Origin of the sequence: Haloarcula hispanica ATCC 33960 (assembly GCF_000223905.1) — an archaeon.
GTDB classification, from domain to species: Archaea; Halobacteriota; Halobacteria; order Halobacteriales; family Haloarculaceae; genus Haloarcula; species Haloarcula hispanica.
The window spans coordinates 1321816-1337034 of the sequence record NC_015948.1; the positions used below are offsets into that span (position 1 = coordinate 1321816).

21 protein-coding genes are annotated in these 15219 nt (G+C 62.4%); 9 read left to right on the forward strand and 12 right to left on the reverse strand.

The window, feature by feature from the left end; translation table 11 throughout:
• Window positions 1-41: 41 nt before the first annotated feature.
• Entirely contained in the window at window positions 42-1208 is a 1167-nt protein-coding gene (locus HAH_RS06680; protein WP_014040229.1) for a hypothetical protein, read from the reverse strand.
• A 111-nt stretch (window positions 1209-1319) separates the two neighbouring features.
• Between HAH_RS06680 and HAH_RS06685 the strand changes: the two genes are divergently transcribed.
• From HAH_RS06685 to HAH_RS19460, 4 genes are all read left to right on the forward strand, one after another.
• The gene (locus HAH_RS06685) at window positions 1320-2555 is read left to right on the forward strand and encodes a digeranylgeranylglycerophospholipid reductase (RefSeq protein ID WP_014040230.1); all 1236 of its coding nucleotides are present in this window, start codon (window positions 1320-1322) and stop codon (window positions 2553-2555) included.
• A 54-nt stretch (window positions 2556-2609) separates the two neighbouring features.
• Entirely contained in the window at window positions 2610-3323 is a 714-nt protein-coding gene (locus HAH_RS06690) for an NAD(+)/NADH kinase (RefSeq protein ID WP_044951811.1), read from the forward strand.
• Between the two features lie 41 nt (window positions 3324-3364).
• Window positions 3365-3826 carry a DUF7313 family protein gene (locus HAH_RS06695; RefSeq protein ID WP_008309394.1) on the forward strand — a complete coding sequence of 154 codons (462 nt, stop codon included), beginning with the start codon at window positions 3365-3367 and terminating at the stop codon, window positions 3824-3826.
• Window positions 3827-4060: 234 nt separating this feature from the next.
• Window positions 4061-4237 carry a DUF7317 family protein gene (locus HAH_RS19460; protein ID WP_023843247.1) on the forward strand — a complete coding sequence of 59 codons (177 nt, stop codon included), beginning with the start codon at window positions 4061-4063 and terminating at the stop codon, window positions 4235-4237.
• A 39-nt stretch (window positions 4238-4276) separates the two neighbouring features.
• Here HAH_RS19460 and HAH_RS06700 read toward each other — a convergent pair whose 3' ends face one another.
• The 8 genes from HAH_RS06700 to HAH_RS06735 form a co-directional block, all read right to left on the reverse strand.
• On the reverse strand, window positions 4277-4546 hold the full coding sequence (locus tag HAH_RS06700) for a DUF7314 family protein (RefSeq protein WP_004517812.1): 270 nt from the start codon (window positions 4544-4546) through the stop codon (window positions 4277-4279).
• Window positions 4547-4556: 10 nt separating this feature from the next.
• Window positions 4557-4856, reverse strand: a complete 300-nt coding sequence (locus HAH_RS06705) for a DUF7315 family membrane protein (protein WP_014040232.1) — start codon at window positions 4854-4856, stop codon at window positions 4557-4559.
• A 110-nt stretch (window positions 4857-4966) separates the two neighbouring features.
• The gene (locus tag HAH_RS06710; protein ID WP_014040233.1) at window positions 4967-5731 is read right to left on the reverse strand and encodes a cytochrome b family protein; all 765 of its coding nucleotides are present in this window, start codon (window positions 5729-5731) and stop codon (window positions 4967-4969) included.
• A 4-nt stretch (window positions 5732-5735) separates the two neighbouring features.
• Window positions 5736-6539: a cytochrome b gene (locus HAH_RS06715; protein WP_008309387.1), complete on the reverse strand. Its 804-nt coding sequence runs from the start codon at window positions 6537-6539 to the stop codon at window positions 5736-5738.
• A gap of 3 nt (window positions 6540-6542) precedes the next feature.
• Window positions 6543-7409, reverse strand: a complete 867-nt coding sequence (locus HAH_RS06720; protein ID WP_014040234.1) for a Rieske 2Fe-2S domain-containing protein — start codon at window positions 7407-7409, stop codon at window positions 6543-6545.
• A 1-nt stretch (window position 7410) separates the two neighbouring features.
• On the reverse strand, window positions 7411-7830 hold the full coding sequence (locus HAH_RS06725) for a DUF7318 family protein (RefSeq protein ID WP_014040235.1): 420 nt from the start codon (window positions 7828-7830) through the stop codon (window positions 7411-7413).
• Window positions 7830-8486, reverse strand: a complete 657-nt coding sequence (locus tag HAH_RS06730) for a halocyanin domain-containing protein (RefSeq protein ID WP_014040236.1) — start codon at window positions 8484-8486, stop codon at window positions 7830-7832. The genes HAH_RS06725 and HAH_RS06730 overlap by 1 nt, the downstream gene beginning before the upstream one ends.
• Before the next feature lie 64 nt (window positions 8487-8550).
• Window positions 8551-9456, reverse strand: a complete 906-nt coding sequence (locus HAH_RS06735) for a DUF7319 domain-containing protein (RefSeq protein ID WP_014040237.1) — start codon at window positions 9454-9456, stop codon at window positions 8551-8553.
• 87 nt (window positions 9457-9543) lie between these two features.
• Between HAH_RS06735 and HAH_RS06740 the strand changes: the two genes are divergently transcribed.
• Entirely contained in the window at window positions 9544-10026 is a 483-nt protein-coding gene (locus HAH_RS06740; RefSeq protein WP_008309382.1) for a DUF7321 family protein, read from the forward strand.
• Window positions 10027-10116: 90 nt separating this feature from the next.
• The gene (locus HAH_RS06745; protein WP_014040238.1) at window positions 10117-10623 is read left to right on the forward strand and encodes a universal stress protein; all 507 of its coding nucleotides are present in this window, start codon (window positions 10117-10119) and stop codon (window positions 10621-10623) included.
• A 15-nt stretch (window positions 10624-10638) separates the two neighbouring features.
• On the opposite strand, the gene nth is transcribed toward HAH_RS06745, so the two are convergent.
• On the reverse strand, window positions 10639-11322 hold the full coding sequence (gene nth / locus HAH_RS06750) for an endonuclease III (protein WP_014040239.1): 684 nt from the start codon (window positions 11320-11322) through the stop codon (window positions 10639-10641).
• Window positions 11323-11439: 117 nt separating this feature from the next.
• On the opposite strand from nth, the gene HAH_RS06755 reads away from it, so the two are divergent.
• Window positions 11440-11958 carry a GNAT family N-acetyltransferase gene (locus HAH_RS06755; protein ID WP_044951813.1) on the forward strand — a complete coding sequence of 173 codons (519 nt, stop codon included), beginning with the start codon at window positions 11440-11442 and terminating at the stop codon, window positions 11956-11958.
• Between the two features lie 55 nt (window positions 11959-12013).
• Complete coding sequence (locus HAH_RS06760; protein ID WP_044951815.1) at window positions 12014-12553, forward strand: GNAT family N-acetyltransferase; 540 nt, start codon at window positions 12014-12016, stop codon at window positions 12551-12553.
• Here the strand turns inward: HAH_RS06760 and HAH_RS06765 are convergent, their stop codons facing one another.
• The gene (locus HAH_RS06765) at window positions 12554-13009 is read right to left on the reverse strand and encodes a redoxin domain-containing protein (RefSeq protein WP_014040242.1); all 456 of its coding nucleotides are present in this window, start codon (window positions 13007-13009) and stop codon (window positions 12554-12556) included.
• A 285-nt stretch (window positions 13010-13294) separates the two neighbouring features.
• On the opposite strand from HAH_RS06765, the gene HAH_RS06770 reads away from it, so the two are divergent.
• Entirely contained in the window at window positions 13295-13594 is a 300-nt protein-coding gene (locus tag HAH_RS06770; protein ID WP_008309371.1) for a PRC-barrel domain-containing protein, read from the forward strand.
• Here HAH_RS06770 and HAH_RS06775 read toward each other — a convergent pair.
• Window positions 13591-15054, reverse strand: a complete 1464-nt coding sequence (locus HAH_RS06775) for a DHH family phosphoesterase (RefSeq protein ID WP_023843248.1) — start codon at window positions 15052-15054, stop codon at window positions 13591-13593. The two genes, HAH_RS06770 and HAH_RS06775, sit on opposite strands and share 4 nt — an antisense overlap.
• Window positions 15055-15219 lie beyond the last annotated feature (165 nt).

Genomic DNA, 15219 nt, shown 5'->3' on the forward strand with positions numbered 1-15219 from the left:
TAAACTCTGGCGCTTGGGTCGAGTCGCTGTCGTTCGTGCGCCTACTCGGGCTTGCCGGGTAGGACGTCCGGCTCGCCGGAGCGGTAGATGTACTCGACAGCGACGCCGGTCAGCGGCGAGTCGGCGACCGTCGCGTACGACTTCGCGAGGTCGAGATACTGTTCGGTCACGTCGACGACGCGCCGATAGGCGGCCTCGTCGTCGGGTGCGAGCAGGTACTCGGCGGTGACGGGCGTCAGTTGCCCCTCCGCGCGGTCGTCGCCGTAGTCGTCCACGTCGTCGAGCCACACCTGCGCGCCGATGATGGCGAGGACGATGGCCTTCGCGAACTCGTCGTCGATATCGAGGCCGGCGAGTCGGTAGAGGTCTAGCATCCCGTCGTAGAGGACGCCGACGCGCGCGTACTGGGTCTTGCTGTAGGGGAGTTCCTTTTCGGTCTCGGTGAGTGTCGCCGGCTCCTCGTCGTACTCGGCGAACTTGTACTCCTCGCGGATATCTGTCAGAGAGTCCTCGTCACCGTCCTCAGCCGCGGTCATCAGTTCCCGGAAGTAGCCGTCGCGGTCCTGATGGGCCTCGCTGTAGTCGACGGCCCACTGGTAGGCGTTCTCGACAACAGGCGGCATATCCTCCAACAGGCCGTCGAGGTGGGACTGGAGCGCGGATTGGGCGACCTCGGCGACGCGGCGGCGGTCGGCTTCACTCGCGTCAAAGTCGACCTCGAAATCTTCGAACTCGTCGTCGTTGATCGCGTCACGCATGTCGCCGTCGATAAGCGCCTCGATGGAGAGGCGAGTCATCTGCTCGGCGCGGACGACCATCTCGCGGGGGGCGAGGTCCTGTGCCGGCCCCTGTTCCAGTGCCGTCTCGTCGACAGTCGGCACGCCGTCGGCGATAGCGTCGATAACGGGGTCGCCGGGTGCTTGCTGACGAGCGTTGCGGTAGACGTAGCCCAGCGTTAGCTGCGCGGGCAGGATGAGCTTCGTGTCATAGGAGAATTCGACCGGACGGCCGAACTCGTCTTCGAGGGCGTCCTCGATGCGGTCGGTCACGTCGTCGACCATCGCCTCGGTGCGGTCGTCGATCTCGGATTTCAGCGAGAGGCTGCCGGCGTCGAACACGCCGGTGTCCGCGTAGTATCCCAGCACTGCCCGTAGTGCCGTGGGAAGCCGCCGCCTGTCCGCGAGCACGCCCGCGCCTGTCTTGAACATTGTATGTCGCCCCGGGTGTTCCCGTCATGGTAGTGGGGCCGTCTTTACCCTTTCGAGACCGCCCTCGGTGTATTCGGAAAGACTGATTACCGACAGGGAATACCCACAACCATGCGCGAGCGCTTTGACGTGGTGATAGCCGGAGCCGGGCCCGCTGGAGCGCAGTGTGCCCGTGATCTAGCGGAGCGAAACTACGAGGTGCTCGTTCTCGAAACCGAGTCCGAAGACGAGTTCCCGCGTCAGAGCAACAAGTCCACCGCCGGGACGTTCATGTCGGCGATGACGGGCTTTGCGATTCCCGATGACGTGGTGATGAACTACACGGACGACGTCGTGCTCGAATCCCCCAACGACCACTACGTCCGCAATCAGACCGGAGCGGTCCTGGAGTTCGCGGAGTTCAAACAGTGGCTCGTCTCGGAGGGTCGGAGCAAGGGTGCGACCTACCGCTTCGACGCCCGTGTCTCAGCACCGATCATGGAGAACGGGGAGATCGTCGGCGTCCGGTACGACGGCGACGAGGAGGTGTACGCCGACATCGTCATCGACGCCACCGGCCCTGCCGCGCCACTGGCGAAGAAACTCGACGTGTGTAACCTCAAGCGGGATCATCAGGCTATCGGTGTCGAGTACGAGTTCGAGGGCGTCGAAGTCAACCACGACGACTACGCCGACCTCCGGGACGCGATGATGCTCCGCCTGGATCACGACCTCGCCCCGGGCGGCTACTCCTGGATTTTCCACACCGGTGAAGACACAGCGAAGGTCGGCCTCTGTTACATCCAGAACGGCTCTCACCAGAAGTACGCGAAAGACGGGATGGGCATCGACGACTATCTGGAGTACTGGCTCGACTCGGACCCCAGATTCGACGACGCCGAAAAGATCGAGGGTACGCAAGCCCACCGCGGGTCGGCCCACATCCAGCCCCCCGATTCGATGAGCACGGACAACTTCATGGCTATCGGCGACACCGTCCCGACCGTCGACCCGCTGTGGGGCGAGGGCATCCACAAGGGGATGAAGTCGGCCCGCGCCGCCGCCGCGACAGCCGATTCGGCGCTCAAGCCCGACGAACCCGACACCTCCGCGGAGAACCTCTCTGTCTACGATCAGCTCTGGCACAGCGAGGTAGCCCCGAAACACAACGCCCGCCTGATGATGACGGAGCTGCTGTATCTCGCTCCTAACGAGCGGTACGATCAGCTGATGGACGACCTCCGGAGCACCGGACAGGACACCCTCAGGCAGATCAACGGCGGTGACCGTCGGGCGATTGCGAAGCTGACCCACCTTTCGGATATGCCGATTCTCGTCGAATACGCGCGCCGTCGCCTCGATATTTGAAGTGACCGCGCGGAGTGCGGCAGGTTTTTTTCCGCCGGCCCGGAGTTTCAGATGATGGGAACCCCCGTTGGTGTGGTCGGTGACGACGCCATAGCAGACGAACTTCGAGACGCTGGCGTGGCTGTTGAACGGGGTAGTGACGGCACTGTTCCGAAGACCGACCGGGTCGTGGCAGTCGGTGAGGACGCCGTCGCTGCAGCGGCGCGGGTCGACGGTGACCCGCTCGTGTTGCCGGTCGCGGCTGGTCGCGGCGTCCGATCAGTACCGCGAGACGACGCCGTCGCCGCTGTGTCAGGGCTTGCTGACGCCCGGGTTGAGACGCATCCGGTCCTCCGCGTGGCGATGCCTGACGGAACGGTCGAACAGGCGTTCTGGGACGTGACTCTCGTTACCGCCGACGCGGCCCGCATCTCCGAGTTCACTATCGCGTCGACGGCCGACCGCATCGGGCAGTTCCGGGCCGACGGCGTCGTAATCGCGACGGCCGCTGGCTCACCGGGCTACGTCCACCGCGTCGGCGGCCCGATTCTGGCGCCGTCGGACCAGGCAGTGGTGGCACCGATCGCACCGTTTGCGACCGACCCGGATCACTGGGTGTTGCCTGTCGCCGGACTCAGTGCTTCGGTGGAACGCGACGAGGCGACCGTCGAGTTACTCGTCGATGACCGCGTATCGCAGCCCGTGGGCTATCAGGAGAGTATCACGATCTCGCTCGGCTCCCCCGTTCGGACCGCCGTCGTCGACGAGAGCCAGTCCAGGTTCGAGTGAGATTGGAAAGACACTAATGGACGGTGGACAGAGCTTTGCATATGCAGCCATCCGTAACGTTCTTTGGGCCACTGGATACCATTCTGGGGAGCCCCACGGTCGGCGGCGCGCTCCTCATCGAATACGTCATCTTCGGAGTGGTAATCGTCAACTTCCTGACCCGGCAGCTCGCCCACAGAAGCCACGTCAAACAGTACGAAAACGATGGCGCGGACGCGGTCAGCCGCCACCCGGCGCACACGTTCACCAACATCGCGCTGGTCGTGCTGTCGTTTTTCTACATGACGCTCCACCATCACGGCGGGATGGTCTTGTCGGTACTCGTCCTCGGCGCAGTCATCACTGACTTCTTCGAGTTCGAATCCCGGAAAGTCGAGGCGCGCCGTGACATTCCGCTGGAACGGCCGAAAGGGGCCATCGTCGCTGCCCTCGTAGTGTTCATGTACGCGGGCTACCAGAGCCTGTTCTGGGTCATCAAGGGTCCCTGGAGCGCCATCATCTAAACACGGTTTCTCGTTCTGTCGTCTTCGAGTGCCTATAATCCGCTAGTCGCGCGTACTGATAGCCCTACGTGTGTGGTCGGCAAGCAATACTGGCTTCAATATCTTACTTTTGTACACATTCTTTCCTTTATTGGCCCCATATATTCACTTTTCTCCGGATAGTCTGGCCGATTGGCTTAGAAGTAGGCGAAATAGTTTAATACTCGCACTGTATTTGTATCGGTGTAGACGAAGATGTCACACAGGTCCCTCACAACGGCGCTGACACTGTATCGCGGGGAAACACTCACACTCGAAGAGGCGGCGACGTACAGCGGGGTATCACCGACAAAATTCGCTACGGCGCTTCGCTCGCGCGGCATTCAGGTGCGTGACGAAGACGGCGCGCCAGTCGACCGGACTCCGAACTGAGAGCGGCGTCGGTCCCGCAGAAAAGGCTACTGCGTACTATTACGCCGACCGCTCGTTGAGATACGCCTGGAATTCACTGATCAGCGGAAGCACGACCCAGAAGGTCAGCGCGCCCAGCACCGCGAACCAGAAGAACGCGTCGCCCATGAACAGGGCGATCTGATCGAACGTGGTCGGTTCCTCGATAGTAAGTTCGCCGGTGAGCTGTGCCCCCTCGAAACTCGGCGTGTTGTACCAGCCCTTGATGGTCATCCAGCCCAGTCCGCCGACCATGAGGCACGCGAACCCCTTCATGAACTCGTCAGCCATTATCCGAACGTTAGGTAGCGTCGTCTTTAGACTTTCCCATTTCCTCGGTACGGAAGCGCGTCGAGAACGCATAGACGACTGTGCCAGCGAGGATGCACGCGATCCCGGCGATGCCGACCGGAACGTCGATCTCCGAGGCGGGCGCCGAGGCCCGCTGTGTCGCCACGTCGACGAGGATGAATCCGGCGACGACGCTGACGACCGCAAACAGCGTCGAAAACACCGTCACGGCCTTGTACACGCGCAGCGGCACCACAACGTCCCGCCGCTCCGAACCGTCCTCAGCCCCCGCTGACTGGTCCTCTGTCATCGTCGCTAGTACGGGCGGGAGCCACTTTACTGCGGCGAGATGCAGTCGCAACGCTCGCGGTAGTAGTAAGCAGAGAATGTAAAAACCGACGGAGAAATCGACCGGTCAGATTACTTCGGCGGCCGCAGCCGGTAGTACCGACGGTTGAGGTCGAACATGTAGCCCTCGCGCATCGTCTTGAGCACCGCGTAGGTGATGGTCGCGCTGACGATAGGGACGAGGAACGTCAGGTCGAACAGCAGGTGCGAGTCCATCGGGACGAGGTTCTTGATGGACAGCGCGGCGATGGTCAGGCTGAAGATGACGCCGGACATCCCGACCGCAGCCCAGAACGGCTGCTCGACGGGACGGCGCGCGGACCCCTTGTTCAGGAAGGGGACGATGGCAACGAAGCCGACGACCACGACGTTTGCCAGCACACCGTAGGTTCGGTCAGCCATGAGCTTCGAGCCGCCGAGGATGCTCAGCTCGGGGTTCAGCGGGCCGAGCTTGAGCAGGCCAAAGGACCAGTAGAGATACCAGTCCGGCAGGATAATTGCCGGCGTCACAGCGGAGTTAGCGGGGTTCGGCATCTCTGGCGGTAACGTCGCCGAGACGAACAGGATCATGCCCACGAAGAACGACGTCAGCGCGATGTTGCGCATCATCTCGTGGGGCCAGGCCGGGAACGCGAGCACGTCACGCTCGACGTAGTCCGACTGCTGGCGAAGGTCCTGGTCCTCGCGGCGCGCCCGCTCGAAGTACTCGTAGGTCAGCCGGGAGAGCCCCTGGGTCCGCTCCTTTCGCTCGGACCATGCGGGAGTCTCGTCGTCCGGCGAGACGATACCGGTGCCGGAACCGTCCGTGCGAACGTCGTCTGTGTCGTTGTCGCTCATAGTATTAGTGTGGCTCAGCGATCCCCTGCATCCAGACGATGCCGATGTGGACCGCGATGATGGCAGTCGTGATGAACGGCAGGAAGAACACGTGCAGGATGTACATCCGCTGTAGCGTGGCCTGCGAGAGCGTGAACCCGCCGAACATCAGCTGTGCGACCCACTCACCGATAAGCGGGATGGAGAGGGACATCTCGACGCCGATCTGGCCGGCCCAGAACGAGAGCTGGCTCCACGGCAGCAGGTAGCCGGTGTACCCGAACACTAGCGTCAGCGAAATCAGGACGATGCCGATGAGCCAGTTCAGCTCCCGCGGCTCCTTGTACGCTCCGGTGAAGTACACGCGGAGCATGTGGAGGAACACGGCGGCGACCATGATCTGTGCGGCCCAGCGGTGGACCGAGCGCAGGAAGTAGCCGAGGTTGAGCTGGCCCATGATGAGCATCACTGAATCGTACGCGACCGTCGGCGACCCGTCGGCAGCTGCGGCGGCCGGTGCGTAGTAGAAGCCCAGCAGCGCGCCGGATATCGCGGCGACGACGTACGCAACTGTCGAGAACGATCCGAGTGCGTACAGTGGGTACCAGTACCAGAACTTGTTGTCGAGATTGTACTGTTCCGTGTGGCTCTTTGGCATCTGCATGTTGACCTTGTAGTAGAGATCTTCGAGGATCTCTAGGTAGTCAACGACGCGCAGTCGCCTGTCGAGCCAGATGAGCACGGTCAAGTACACCGATTCCACCGGCGTCAGCTCGCGCGATTCCATCCAGCCTTTGTGGTCGTGTTCGTCTTTGCGTTCGAGACTCATTGATTACTCCGTTTTTGGTGGGCGTGGCAGCGCCACGAACGTCGATTGCACAGGACTGAACGGGTCGTACACGGACTGGTGGCACTGACAGTAGATGTCGTTGGCTGCGGCGAAGTTAGCGCTTCCCTCCTGTGTCTTGAACCCGGGCACACAGCAGAAGTGTGTACATTTGTTCAGCCAAGCGATGAAGCCCTGGTCGGTCGCCTCGGAGACGAATGACTGGACGTTTCCGGGAAGGTTCGCGTACTCGCCCTCGCCGTTGGCCATCTTCTCGACTTCGACTGACCGGATTATCTGCACTGGGGCGCCGTTCTTGCCCTCGCTGTTGGTCCGCCAGACGACGCTTGCGGGCTTCCCGACGCCAGGGTCGCCGATGCCGTTGCCCCACTCCTGGTAGTCGTCGAACATGTCGACCGTCATCGGCTTGCCGGACTCGTACTCCCCTTGCCAGGAGAAGGATCCAGTACTGTTGAGGAACGTGTTGTTCCGTTCGGATTGCGGGTAAATAGCCGCAGTACTCTGGATACCGCAGTACTGGAACCACTGCGAGGAGTAGTCGATACCGCTCCCGCCGAAGTCGGATGCGACCGCCGCACCGGCGTTCTCGTCGTATTCCGGCCAGATACCGCTGATTTCGCCGCCGTTGATCTCGATGGGGATGATCGGCATTCCTCGCGGAGCCGGTCCGTCAGTGTTCTCGACGGCGACGAACGGCGTCGTTCCGCCACCTTCGCCGGCGGCATCCGTCGTCGCGTCGACGGCTGCGGCGCCACCGACGCCGACGCTGGAGAGTGCCGCACTCCCGACGACGCCCTTTACGAAGCGACGACGGCCTGTTTCAGCCGGATATTTGTCTTCATCAAGTGGCATATTATTTCTTGTAGTATGGGTACACTGCGCGTTTGAATGTCTCTGCGAACTTGTCGCCGTCCGCCATCGTCGTGCCGTCGACGTCTTCCTGACGGATATAGAGGTCTTCCCACTTGCGACGGCGCTTCTTGACGATCATTACGTCGGGGAGGAACTCCTTTCGGTACAGCAGCATGATGAACGCCAGGTCGATGAAAATCGCCGTCAGCACGCCGCCCATGAACATGTTGGCCTCGATGAGACGGACCGTCAACACCGTGCCGATGCCGGACGCCCATCCGGCGATCATGCCGTAGGTGAAGAGGCCGACGAGGCCGACCTGAATCACCGTCAGAAGTACGATACCGACAGCCGCTGCTGTGCTCTCGCGCGGCGGTTCGTACCGGTGGATATCACCGTACGTGGAGCCTTCGGACGCCATTAGTTGTTCCCTCCGCTAGTGTGGGGCGACTCGCCGTACTTCAGCTGGAAGAACGTGAATATCAGCGGGATGATGACTGCGAGGCCAGCGCCGAACCCGACGTAGTGTGGCTGAATCGGGACGCCGGCGTAGTGCGGGTCGACTTCGACCGGGCCGCCGCCACCGATTGTCTGCGTCGGGTACTCCTCGCCGACGACGATAGCGCCCTTCATGTTGAGTCCCTCGTGGGGGACACAGAGGTACGGGTAGATGCCGTCCTCCTCGAAGGTGTGCTCGTAGTTGACGCCGGCACTGGAGGCTGTGCTGCCGGAGTCCAGCGGTCCGTCGCCGTCCGAGACGACGTTGTGGCCGCCGCCGTTGCCCGTCCATTCGAACTGGACGGTCGCCCCGTTGTCCACATGGACGGCTGGCGGGCCGAACCCGTACGCGCCGCCGTTGGCCTGCACGCCGACCTCGACAGTTACTGTGTCCTGTCCGGTCGCATCGACGGTCGATCCATCGAAGTTCCCGACCGAATCCAGGAAACCGCCGTAGTCCGGGACGGTTTTCGCACCGTCACCGCCTTCCTCCTGTGCGGCGGCTGCGCCGGTGGCACTGAGGGTCGCCGCAGCACCGGCGGCCCCCCCTGCTGTCCGGACGAACTCCCGTCTGTTCATATACACTCTGGAATCAGGACTGAGTTTGTATAAACCCACCGAATACCACCCGCAGGAACCGTCATTACCCGGCTTCGTCAGTCTCGGTCGCCCCGTCTTCAGACCCCGAATTCTGTGGGTCGAGCTCCGGAACGAACTCCGGTCGTTCGCCGTCCTCGAGTCCGATAGCCCGGAGTCTGTCCCGGTACTCTTCGGCGCGGAACGTGTCCGAGAGCCTCGCGTTTGCGACGGTGAAAAAGAGGACGAGCGACACACCGATGAAGGCAGCGCCAGCCACGACCAGGAGCGCAATGCTGGTTCCCCTGTTGCCGATGACGCCAGCGGTCGCGAGTACTGCGCCCCCGAGCAGGGCAATCCCGGCCAGGAGCTGCGCCCCGGCAATCGCCTGTAACATCCAGTTACCGAGTTCGCCGCCACCCTCGGGAACTGACTCCGGTTCGGGAAGGGGCCTGTCGGGGACGTTCTCTGGCACGTCGTAGGAATCCATGGAACACAGCGCGACCGTGGGCTTCACGTCACGCATGACAGTCCCCTCGCCTTCGAGGCTGCCGTCCGGATAGACAACCGCGTAGCCTTCGTCGGAGTACGCGAGAACTCGCGGCGGGTCCCGATGGCGTTCGATGCGGGCGAACACGTCGCGGTTTGCAACGCGGTTCCGCAGGTCCCGCGTGACCCGGTCGAGCAGGTCGTCGCCGGTGATCCAGGAGTCCTCGTCGAAGGCAACGTCCCATTCCTCAGCAGTCATCTCGGCCATGTCCGCCGGGCCGAAGTTGTCGAAGTCGTACTTCTCTTCGACCTGCTTCCGGAGTGCCTCCGTGTCGAGTTCCTCGCCCGACTCTCCGTCGTCGGCCGTCTCGCCGCCGTCATCCTTGGCCCCGTGTTCGCCGGGCTCGGTTTCGGCAGCTACCGCGTCCGCAGGGGTGTTCCCGCGCTCGTCCTCCGTGGGAGACGTCGAGTCCGGGTCGGCCATTGCCCGGGTGTACGGACCGCGACGGCTTACAAGTTCTGACCTTCTGCATCCGGCAGTCTTTAGCGAGCACTGTCCCTAGGTCGGCCTATGGTGTCGGACGGCCTCGTGGCCACAGTCGTGTTACTGTCGGTGAGCCTCAGCCTCCCCTGTTTCCTGTACGGCGCGTATTACATCATCGAGACGGAGCCGGTCACCTGGGACGTGCTCGTGCACCATCTGAAGTTCGTCACGACGGGGCTGGTGTTGACCACAGTCCCGATGGTGTTCTGGATGATTCCACGCCTGCCGGACCAGCTCGGTGGCTTGTCCGCCGTCCACGCGATGCTCGGCCTGCAGGCCTACGCGCTGCTTGCCTTCGGCGGAACCGGAATCGTTCGCATCTTCCGCGCAAAGCGGGAACACGACCTCTACAACGAGTACGACGAAGACCTGTTACTGGACGAAATCGGGGACGAGACGTTCAGCCACTGGCGCTCGCGGCTCCGTATCGGCGTGTTCGGATACGTCATCTTCTGGCTGCTGGCGTATCTGGTCGGTATCGCTCGGTACGCCCTCCGCTACGTGGCGTGAGCGCCGTCGATAGCGGATCTGATTCTCGGAATCTGCGAACGGACTAGATGTTTCATTAGCATTGCATGTCCATCGCTAGCTGTGGTTCCAATGTACGAACACATCCTCTTTCCGACGGACGGTAGTTCCGGAGCAGAAGCCGCGCTGGCACACGCACGCACTCTCGCCGAAACGCACAACGCGACGTTACACATCATGACCGTCCTCGATACGTCGTCGCCGCATATCGGGATGACTGCCGCAGGCCCGGAAGGGGCAACGACCGGCATGACTGCGGAGGAGCACGACGAGTCGGAGTCGGGGATGGTCAACGAAGAACACAACATCGAATCGTCGCTGCGGGAGCGGTCACAGGCCATCGTCGACGCGGCGGCAGACGAGGTCGACGGAGTCGACACCGTCACCGCCGTCGAACACGGCCCACCGCACAGCGCGATCCTCGACTACGTCGACGAGAACGACATCGACCTCATCGTTATGGGGACCCACGGTCGAACAGGAGTCGAGCGATATCTCCTCGGTAGCGTCGCCGAAAAAGTCGTCAGAACGTCCGATGTGCCGGTTCTCACTGTACGCCTCGGAGAGGACGACAGCTGAAGCCCTCGCGCGGGGCTACCACGCCTCGCCGCTAGCGAGGTCGACGTCGCTGTCTCCTTTCTCGGAGGGACAGATGTCCGCGAGCACGCACGCTCCGCACTCCGCGGAGCGCGCGCCACACACCGCTCGCCCGTGGTCGATAAGAAGGTGCGTGAACTGTTGCCACTCGTCGCTGGGCACCACGTCGAGCAGGTCCTGTTCGATGGCTTCCGGACGCTCTTCTTCGGTAAGGCCCAGTCGCCGCGACAGGCGCTGGACGTGCGTATCGACGACGATGCCTTCGACAATGTCGTGGCCGTGCTGGAGGACGACGTTCGCCGTCTTCCGGCCCACGCCCGGGAGGTCGGTCAGCGCCGACATCGTGTCAGGCACCTCGCCGTCGTGTTCCTCGGCCAGAATTTCGCCGATTCCCTGGAGGTAGCCGCCCTTGTTGTTGTGAAAGGTGATGCCGTAGATGTCCTCAGCGAGTTGCTCCTCGGTAGCTTCGGCGTAGTCTTCGGCGCTCTGGTACTTTTCGAACAGGTCCGCCGTGACCTCGTTGACCCGCTCGTCGGTACACTGCGCGGAGAGGACGACAGCGATCAGCAGTTCCAGGCGGTTGCTGTAGTTCAGTGAGATAGCCGAATCGGGGTATTCTTCGTGGAGGCGGTCGACGACCTCTGTTGCCTGTTCTTCGCGTGACTCCAGCAGCGTTCCCATACCTCAGAGCAGTGCTGGGTTCCCTTTGGCGTGTCGTTCTTCGCTGTCTGGTCTACAACTGGTATCATTACACATACCACGGCAACACCCTTGTATCAACTATGAGTACTCTTGTACGTGCCAGGACCAGTGTTCATCCACGGCGAGCAGGTGACACTCCACCCACAGCAAGCAACCGACAGCGACCTGCTACAGCGACTATTAAACGAGCCGCAGGTCCGGCAAAACATCGGGTTCACCGAGCCACTCTCCGAGCCAGCCGCCGAAGACCTCGACAGCCGCGATGCCGACACGCACTTCGTCGTCTGTGTAGACGACGAGCCGGTGGGGACGTGTTCGCTTCACGAAGACTACCACCCGTGGGGGTTTGGTGTGCTCGGGTACTCGATGTGTCCGGACCGCTGGGGCAACGGCTACGCGACTGACGCTGTCGACTGCCTCGCACAGTACGCGTTTCAGGAACTGCGATTGAACAAACTCGGAGCGGACTGCTATGCCACCAACCCGGCTTCCGCGCGTGTGCTGGAAAAAGTCGGGTTCCAGCAGGAGGGTCGACGCCGCGACCACGCCTTCGTCGACGGCGAGTACGTCGACCTGCTGGAGTATGGCCTGCTCGCTGACGAGTGGTGTCCTTGAAAATATCTCACACACCTACCGAAGCTTCTTTCACCATCCCTTCGTCGGCTTGTGTATGCCCGGACCAACATTCCTCCGGGGCGAGACAATCACGCTCCGAACGGTCGAAGACGAAGACGTGTCGTTCCTGCAAGAGACCATCAACGACCCGGATGTCAGACACGGCCTCTCGGCCACGGAGCCGATCTCCGAACGGGCTGAACGCGAGTGGGTCGAATCCGTGGCCAGCGGCGAGTCCGATGACGTCCACCTGCTCGTCTGTGCTGACGGCGAGGCGGTCGGTATCATCGGGCTGAACGACGTCACGGACCGAATGGGTATGGCCGAGGTCGGCTACTGGCTCACGCCGGACGCGTGGGGCAACGGCTACGCGACCGACGCCGTCCGGACGCTCACCGAGTACGCCTTTCAGGAGCGGCGGTTCCACCGGGTGTACGCGAAGGTCTTCGCCGGCAACGAGGGGTCCCAACGCGTGCTCGAAAAGGCGGGGTTCAAGCGGGAGGGGACGATGCGGGACCACTGGTTCCGCGACGGCCGCTACGAGGACGTGTATCTCTATGGACTGCTAGAGGGCGAACTGGACCGCGGTGAGTAGCTACAACTCGGCGAGGCCACGCAGAACCGTGTCGAGGTCCGGTACAGTCCCGTCCAAATCATCGAATGCTGTCGCCGCCCGAACGCGACATCGCTTGTCAACGACGAACGCCGCTCGCTGCATGCTCCCGTCCTGTTTTCGGACGCCGAACTGCGCAGCGACGCCGTGGGTGTCGGCCAGCAGGGGGTAGGGAAGCGACAGCGCCGCCGCGAGTGACTGGCAGTCGTCGATACCCGCCGGGAGAACGCCAAAGACTGCTACAGCGTCCGAGACGCCTGCCCAGTCTGTCTCGGCTAACTCGGTGAGGAGGGTCCGCGAATCGGAGGCGTCGCCGGGAGCGAAGGCGACGACCGCCGGCGCGCGGTTCGTTGCGGCCGACAGCCGATAGGTACCAACACCTCCGCCAGCGGTCCCCTGCAGGTCGAAGTCCGGGGCCGGATCGCCAGGGCTGAGCATACCGAGCGAACGGGGAAGCGGGACAAAAGTCCCGCGACCTATAGTAGCCATTGAAAATCAGTGCACACCTGCTCGCACGACGGCAGTGCGATCAGTGTGTAATTCGTTTCAATTGTTACTATAGACAGGCGACTGCTCCCTGTGTAGGGACGCTGGCAGCGGCATCAGAGTGCGGCCAGCAGTCGTTGTCCGGGGGCATCTCGTAGCATTTGCTCCCCCGAGCTGGAGACGTTTCAGTCGCAAAGAAGCTTTATAAGCCGTCCGACCAACCACCGTCGTATGGGAATGGAGAATCTACCACAGGAGATTACAGCCCTCGTGGGTCGCGAGGTGTATTCGAAAAACGGCGTGTTCGTCGGCGAAGTCGAAGACCTTCGGCTGGAACTCGACCGCAAGGAAGTGACGGGGCTGGCACTCACCCAGCTCAACACGGAGCTGTTCGACGAAGAAGTGAACACAGCCCGGGGCGTCATCATTCCGTACCGGTGGGTCCAGGCTGTCGGCGATGTCGTCATCGTCAGCGATATCGTCGAACGGCTCCGCCAGCCCGAGGCCGGCGACGAGGAAGAGGAAGTCCCCGCCTAGTTTCCGTTCGAACTCTCGCTACTGCTGTCGACACCCATCGCTTCGAACAGTTTCCGCTTGACTGCTTCTTCAGTGAGTTCTAGCAGGGTGTCTCTGTTGTCGTCGCTCGTATCTAAACCGGTGAAGATGCCGAGCGGTATCTCGACGCTGGCGTCCGTGGAGTGACCCGCCGTCTCGCCCATCCCGCCGAACGCGTCCGACAGCACCTTGCCGATGTTCATCCGGATATCCTTCGAGCGCGCGGCGAGGTAGATGGTGTCGTCGGCGATGGCAAACACGGCTGTGGTCGTGATGCCCTCCAGATTGAGGAGGTGCTGGGCCGCCTGCGCCAGCGCATCGCGATCCCGGATGAATCCGGCGTTGGAGACGAGATGGCTTCCCTGAACCTCGCGGTTCCGGATCGCTTCCGCGAGCACGTCGAGCGTCTCCGGACTCATCGACGGCGATTCGACCTGTTCGAGCGTGTCGTGGTCGGCGAAGGGATACAGGTACGCCGCGGCGGTCAGGTCCGCCGGCGTCGTGTCCCGTTTGAAATCCAGCGTCTCGGCGCGGATGCCGTACAGCAGCGCTGTGGCGACGCTCTGGTCGAGATTGAGGTCCAGTTCCTGAATGTATTTCGTGAGAATCGTCGACGTGGCCGAGATGTTCGGCCGGATATCGGAGAAGGCGGCGTCGTGTTCTAGTTCGTGTTCGTGCTCGTAGTGGTCGACGACGATGTCGACCGAGTCGATGGCCGGTTCGCCGCCCTTGGCAACGTCCACCAGCGCGAACGTGTCGTATTCGTCGAGGTCGACGTCCTCGTTCGATGTCAGTTCGATACCGAGGAGATTGACGAACGCGCGGTTCTCCTGGTGGCCAATCTCGCCCTCGTAGATGATGTCGGCCTCGACGTCGCGGCTCGCAGCGATGGCCCGCAACGCGGCCGCTGAAGCGATGGAGTCCGGGTCCGGCGACCGGTGGATAAGTATCGCCATGCGTTCCTCGGTCCCGTCGATGACGTCCCCGAGCTGTGAGGCCTTGTACTCCAGTTCCCCGGTTTCCAGCGCTCGAAGCGCCGAATCGGCGATGACCGCCGAGGGGTTGATGACCACGTCCGCACCGAGCTCAGTGAGGTCGTCGGCCGACACCGGGTCGTCGGCGCGGGCGACGATGAACTGCTCGCCGCCGGACTCCCGGATGTTCCGGACTGCTTCGGCGTTGGCGTTCACGTCCGGGGACATGATGAGCACCACGTCGCGGTCGGCGACCGTCTGGGCGACGTCAGTCTCGCAGATGTCTGCCTGCTGTGCGTTGAGGTCCTGATCGCGGAGCGCCTCGACTCGCCCCTCGTCCGCGTCGAGGATGAGTACGTCTTTCCCCTCCTCGACGAGTTCTTCCGCCACGGCGTGGCCAACACTCCCACACCCGAGGATGGCGTAGGTCGACATAGAGGCCATCGTGATGCCGCTGGCTGTACTCATTAGTGTCTATATCGCTTGGCGTCAAGCCTCTTTAATGCCAGCTATTTCTCCAACAACTGGGAACGGCTCCCCGAAAGATCGGTTCGAGAGGGCGTCAAAGGGCGTCTAGTGTGGGCATAGTCGGACCCTGTGCGATTGGTCTCTCAGTTCAGCACCGCTAGCTGA

Excerpts from the sequence above, each read along its gene's own strand:
- HAH_RS06680 (WP_014040229.1), bottom strand. The coding sequence starts at position 1,208 with ATGTTCAAGACAGGCGCGGGCGTGCTCGCGGACAGGCGGCGGCTTCCC.
- HAH_RS06685 (WP_014040230.1), top strand. The coding sequence starts at position 1,320 with ATGCGCGAGCGCTTTGACGTGGTGATAGCCGGAGCCGGGCCCGCTGGA.
- HAH_RS06690 (WP_044951811.1), top strand. The coding sequence starts at position 2,610 with ATGGGAACCCCCGTTGGTGTGGTCGGTGACGACGCCATAGCAGACGAA.
- HAH_RS06695 (WP_008309394.1), top strand. The coding sequence starts at position 3,365 with ATGCAGCCATCCGTAACGTTCTTTGGGCCACTGGATACCATTCTGGGG.
- HAH_RS19460 (WP_023843247.1), top strand. The coding sequence starts at position 4,061 with ATGTCACACAGGTCCCTCACAACGGCGCTGACACTGTATCGCGGGGAA.
- HAH_RS06700 (WP_004517812.1), bottom strand. The coding sequence starts at position 4,546 with ATGGCTGACGAGTTCATGAAGGGGTTCGCGTGCCTCATGGTCGGCGGA.
- HAH_RS06705 (WP_014040232.1), bottom strand. The coding sequence starts at position 4,856 with ATGACAGAGGACCAGTCAGCGGGGGCTGAGGACGGTTCGGAGCGGCGG.
- HAH_RS06710 (WP_014040233.1), bottom strand. The coding sequence starts at position 5,731 with ATGAGCGACAACGACACAGACGACGTTCGCACGGACGGTTCCGGCACC.
- HAH_RS06715 (WP_008309387.1), bottom strand. The coding sequence starts at position 6,539 with ATGAGTCTCGAACGCAAAGACGAACACGACCACAAAGGCTGGATGGAA.
- HAH_RS06720 (WP_014040234.1), bottom strand. The coding sequence starts at position 7,409 with ATGCCACTTGATGAAGACAAATATCCGGCTGAAACAGGCCGTCGTCGC.
- HAH_RS06725 (WP_014040235.1), bottom strand. The coding sequence starts at position 7,830 with ATGGCGTCCGAAGGCTCCACGTACGGTGATATCCACCGGTACGAACCG.
- HAH_RS06730 (WP_014040236.1), bottom strand. The coding sequence starts at position 8,486 with ATGAACAGACGGGAGTTCGTCCGGACAGCAGGGGGGGCCGCCGGTGCT.
- HAH_RS06735 (WP_014040237.1), bottom strand. The coding sequence starts at position 9,456 with ATGGCCGACCCGGACTCGACGTCTCCCACGGAGGACGAGCGCGGGAAC.
- HAH_RS06740 (WP_008309382.1), top strand. The coding sequence starts at position 9,544 with ATGGTGTCGGACGGCCTCGTGGCCACAGTCGTGTTACTGTCGGTGAGC.
- HAH_RS06745 (WP_014040238.1), top strand. The coding sequence starts at position 10,117 with ATGTACGAACACATCCTCTTTCCGACGGACGGTAGTTCCGGAGCAGAA.
- nth (WP_014040239.1), bottom strand. The coding sequence starts at position 11,322 with ATGGGAACGCTGCTGGAGTCACGCGAAGAACAGGCAACAGAGGTCGTC.
- HAH_RS06760 (WP_044951815.1), top strand. The coding sequence starts at position 12,014 with ATGCCCGGACCAACATTCCTCCGGGGCGAGACAATCACGCTCCGAACG.
- HAH_RS06765 (WP_014040242.1), bottom strand. The coding sequence starts at position 13,009 with ATGCTCAGCCCTGGCGATCCGGCCCCGGACTTCGACCTGCAGGGGACC.
- HAH_RS06770 (WP_008309371.1), top strand. The coding sequence starts at position 13,295 with ATGGAGAATCTACCACAGGAGATTACAGCCCTCGTGGGTCGCGAGGTG.
- HAH_RS06775 (WP_023843248.1), bottom strand. The coding sequence starts at position 15,054 with ATGAGTACAGCCAGCGGCATCACGATGGCCTCTATGTCGACCTACGCC.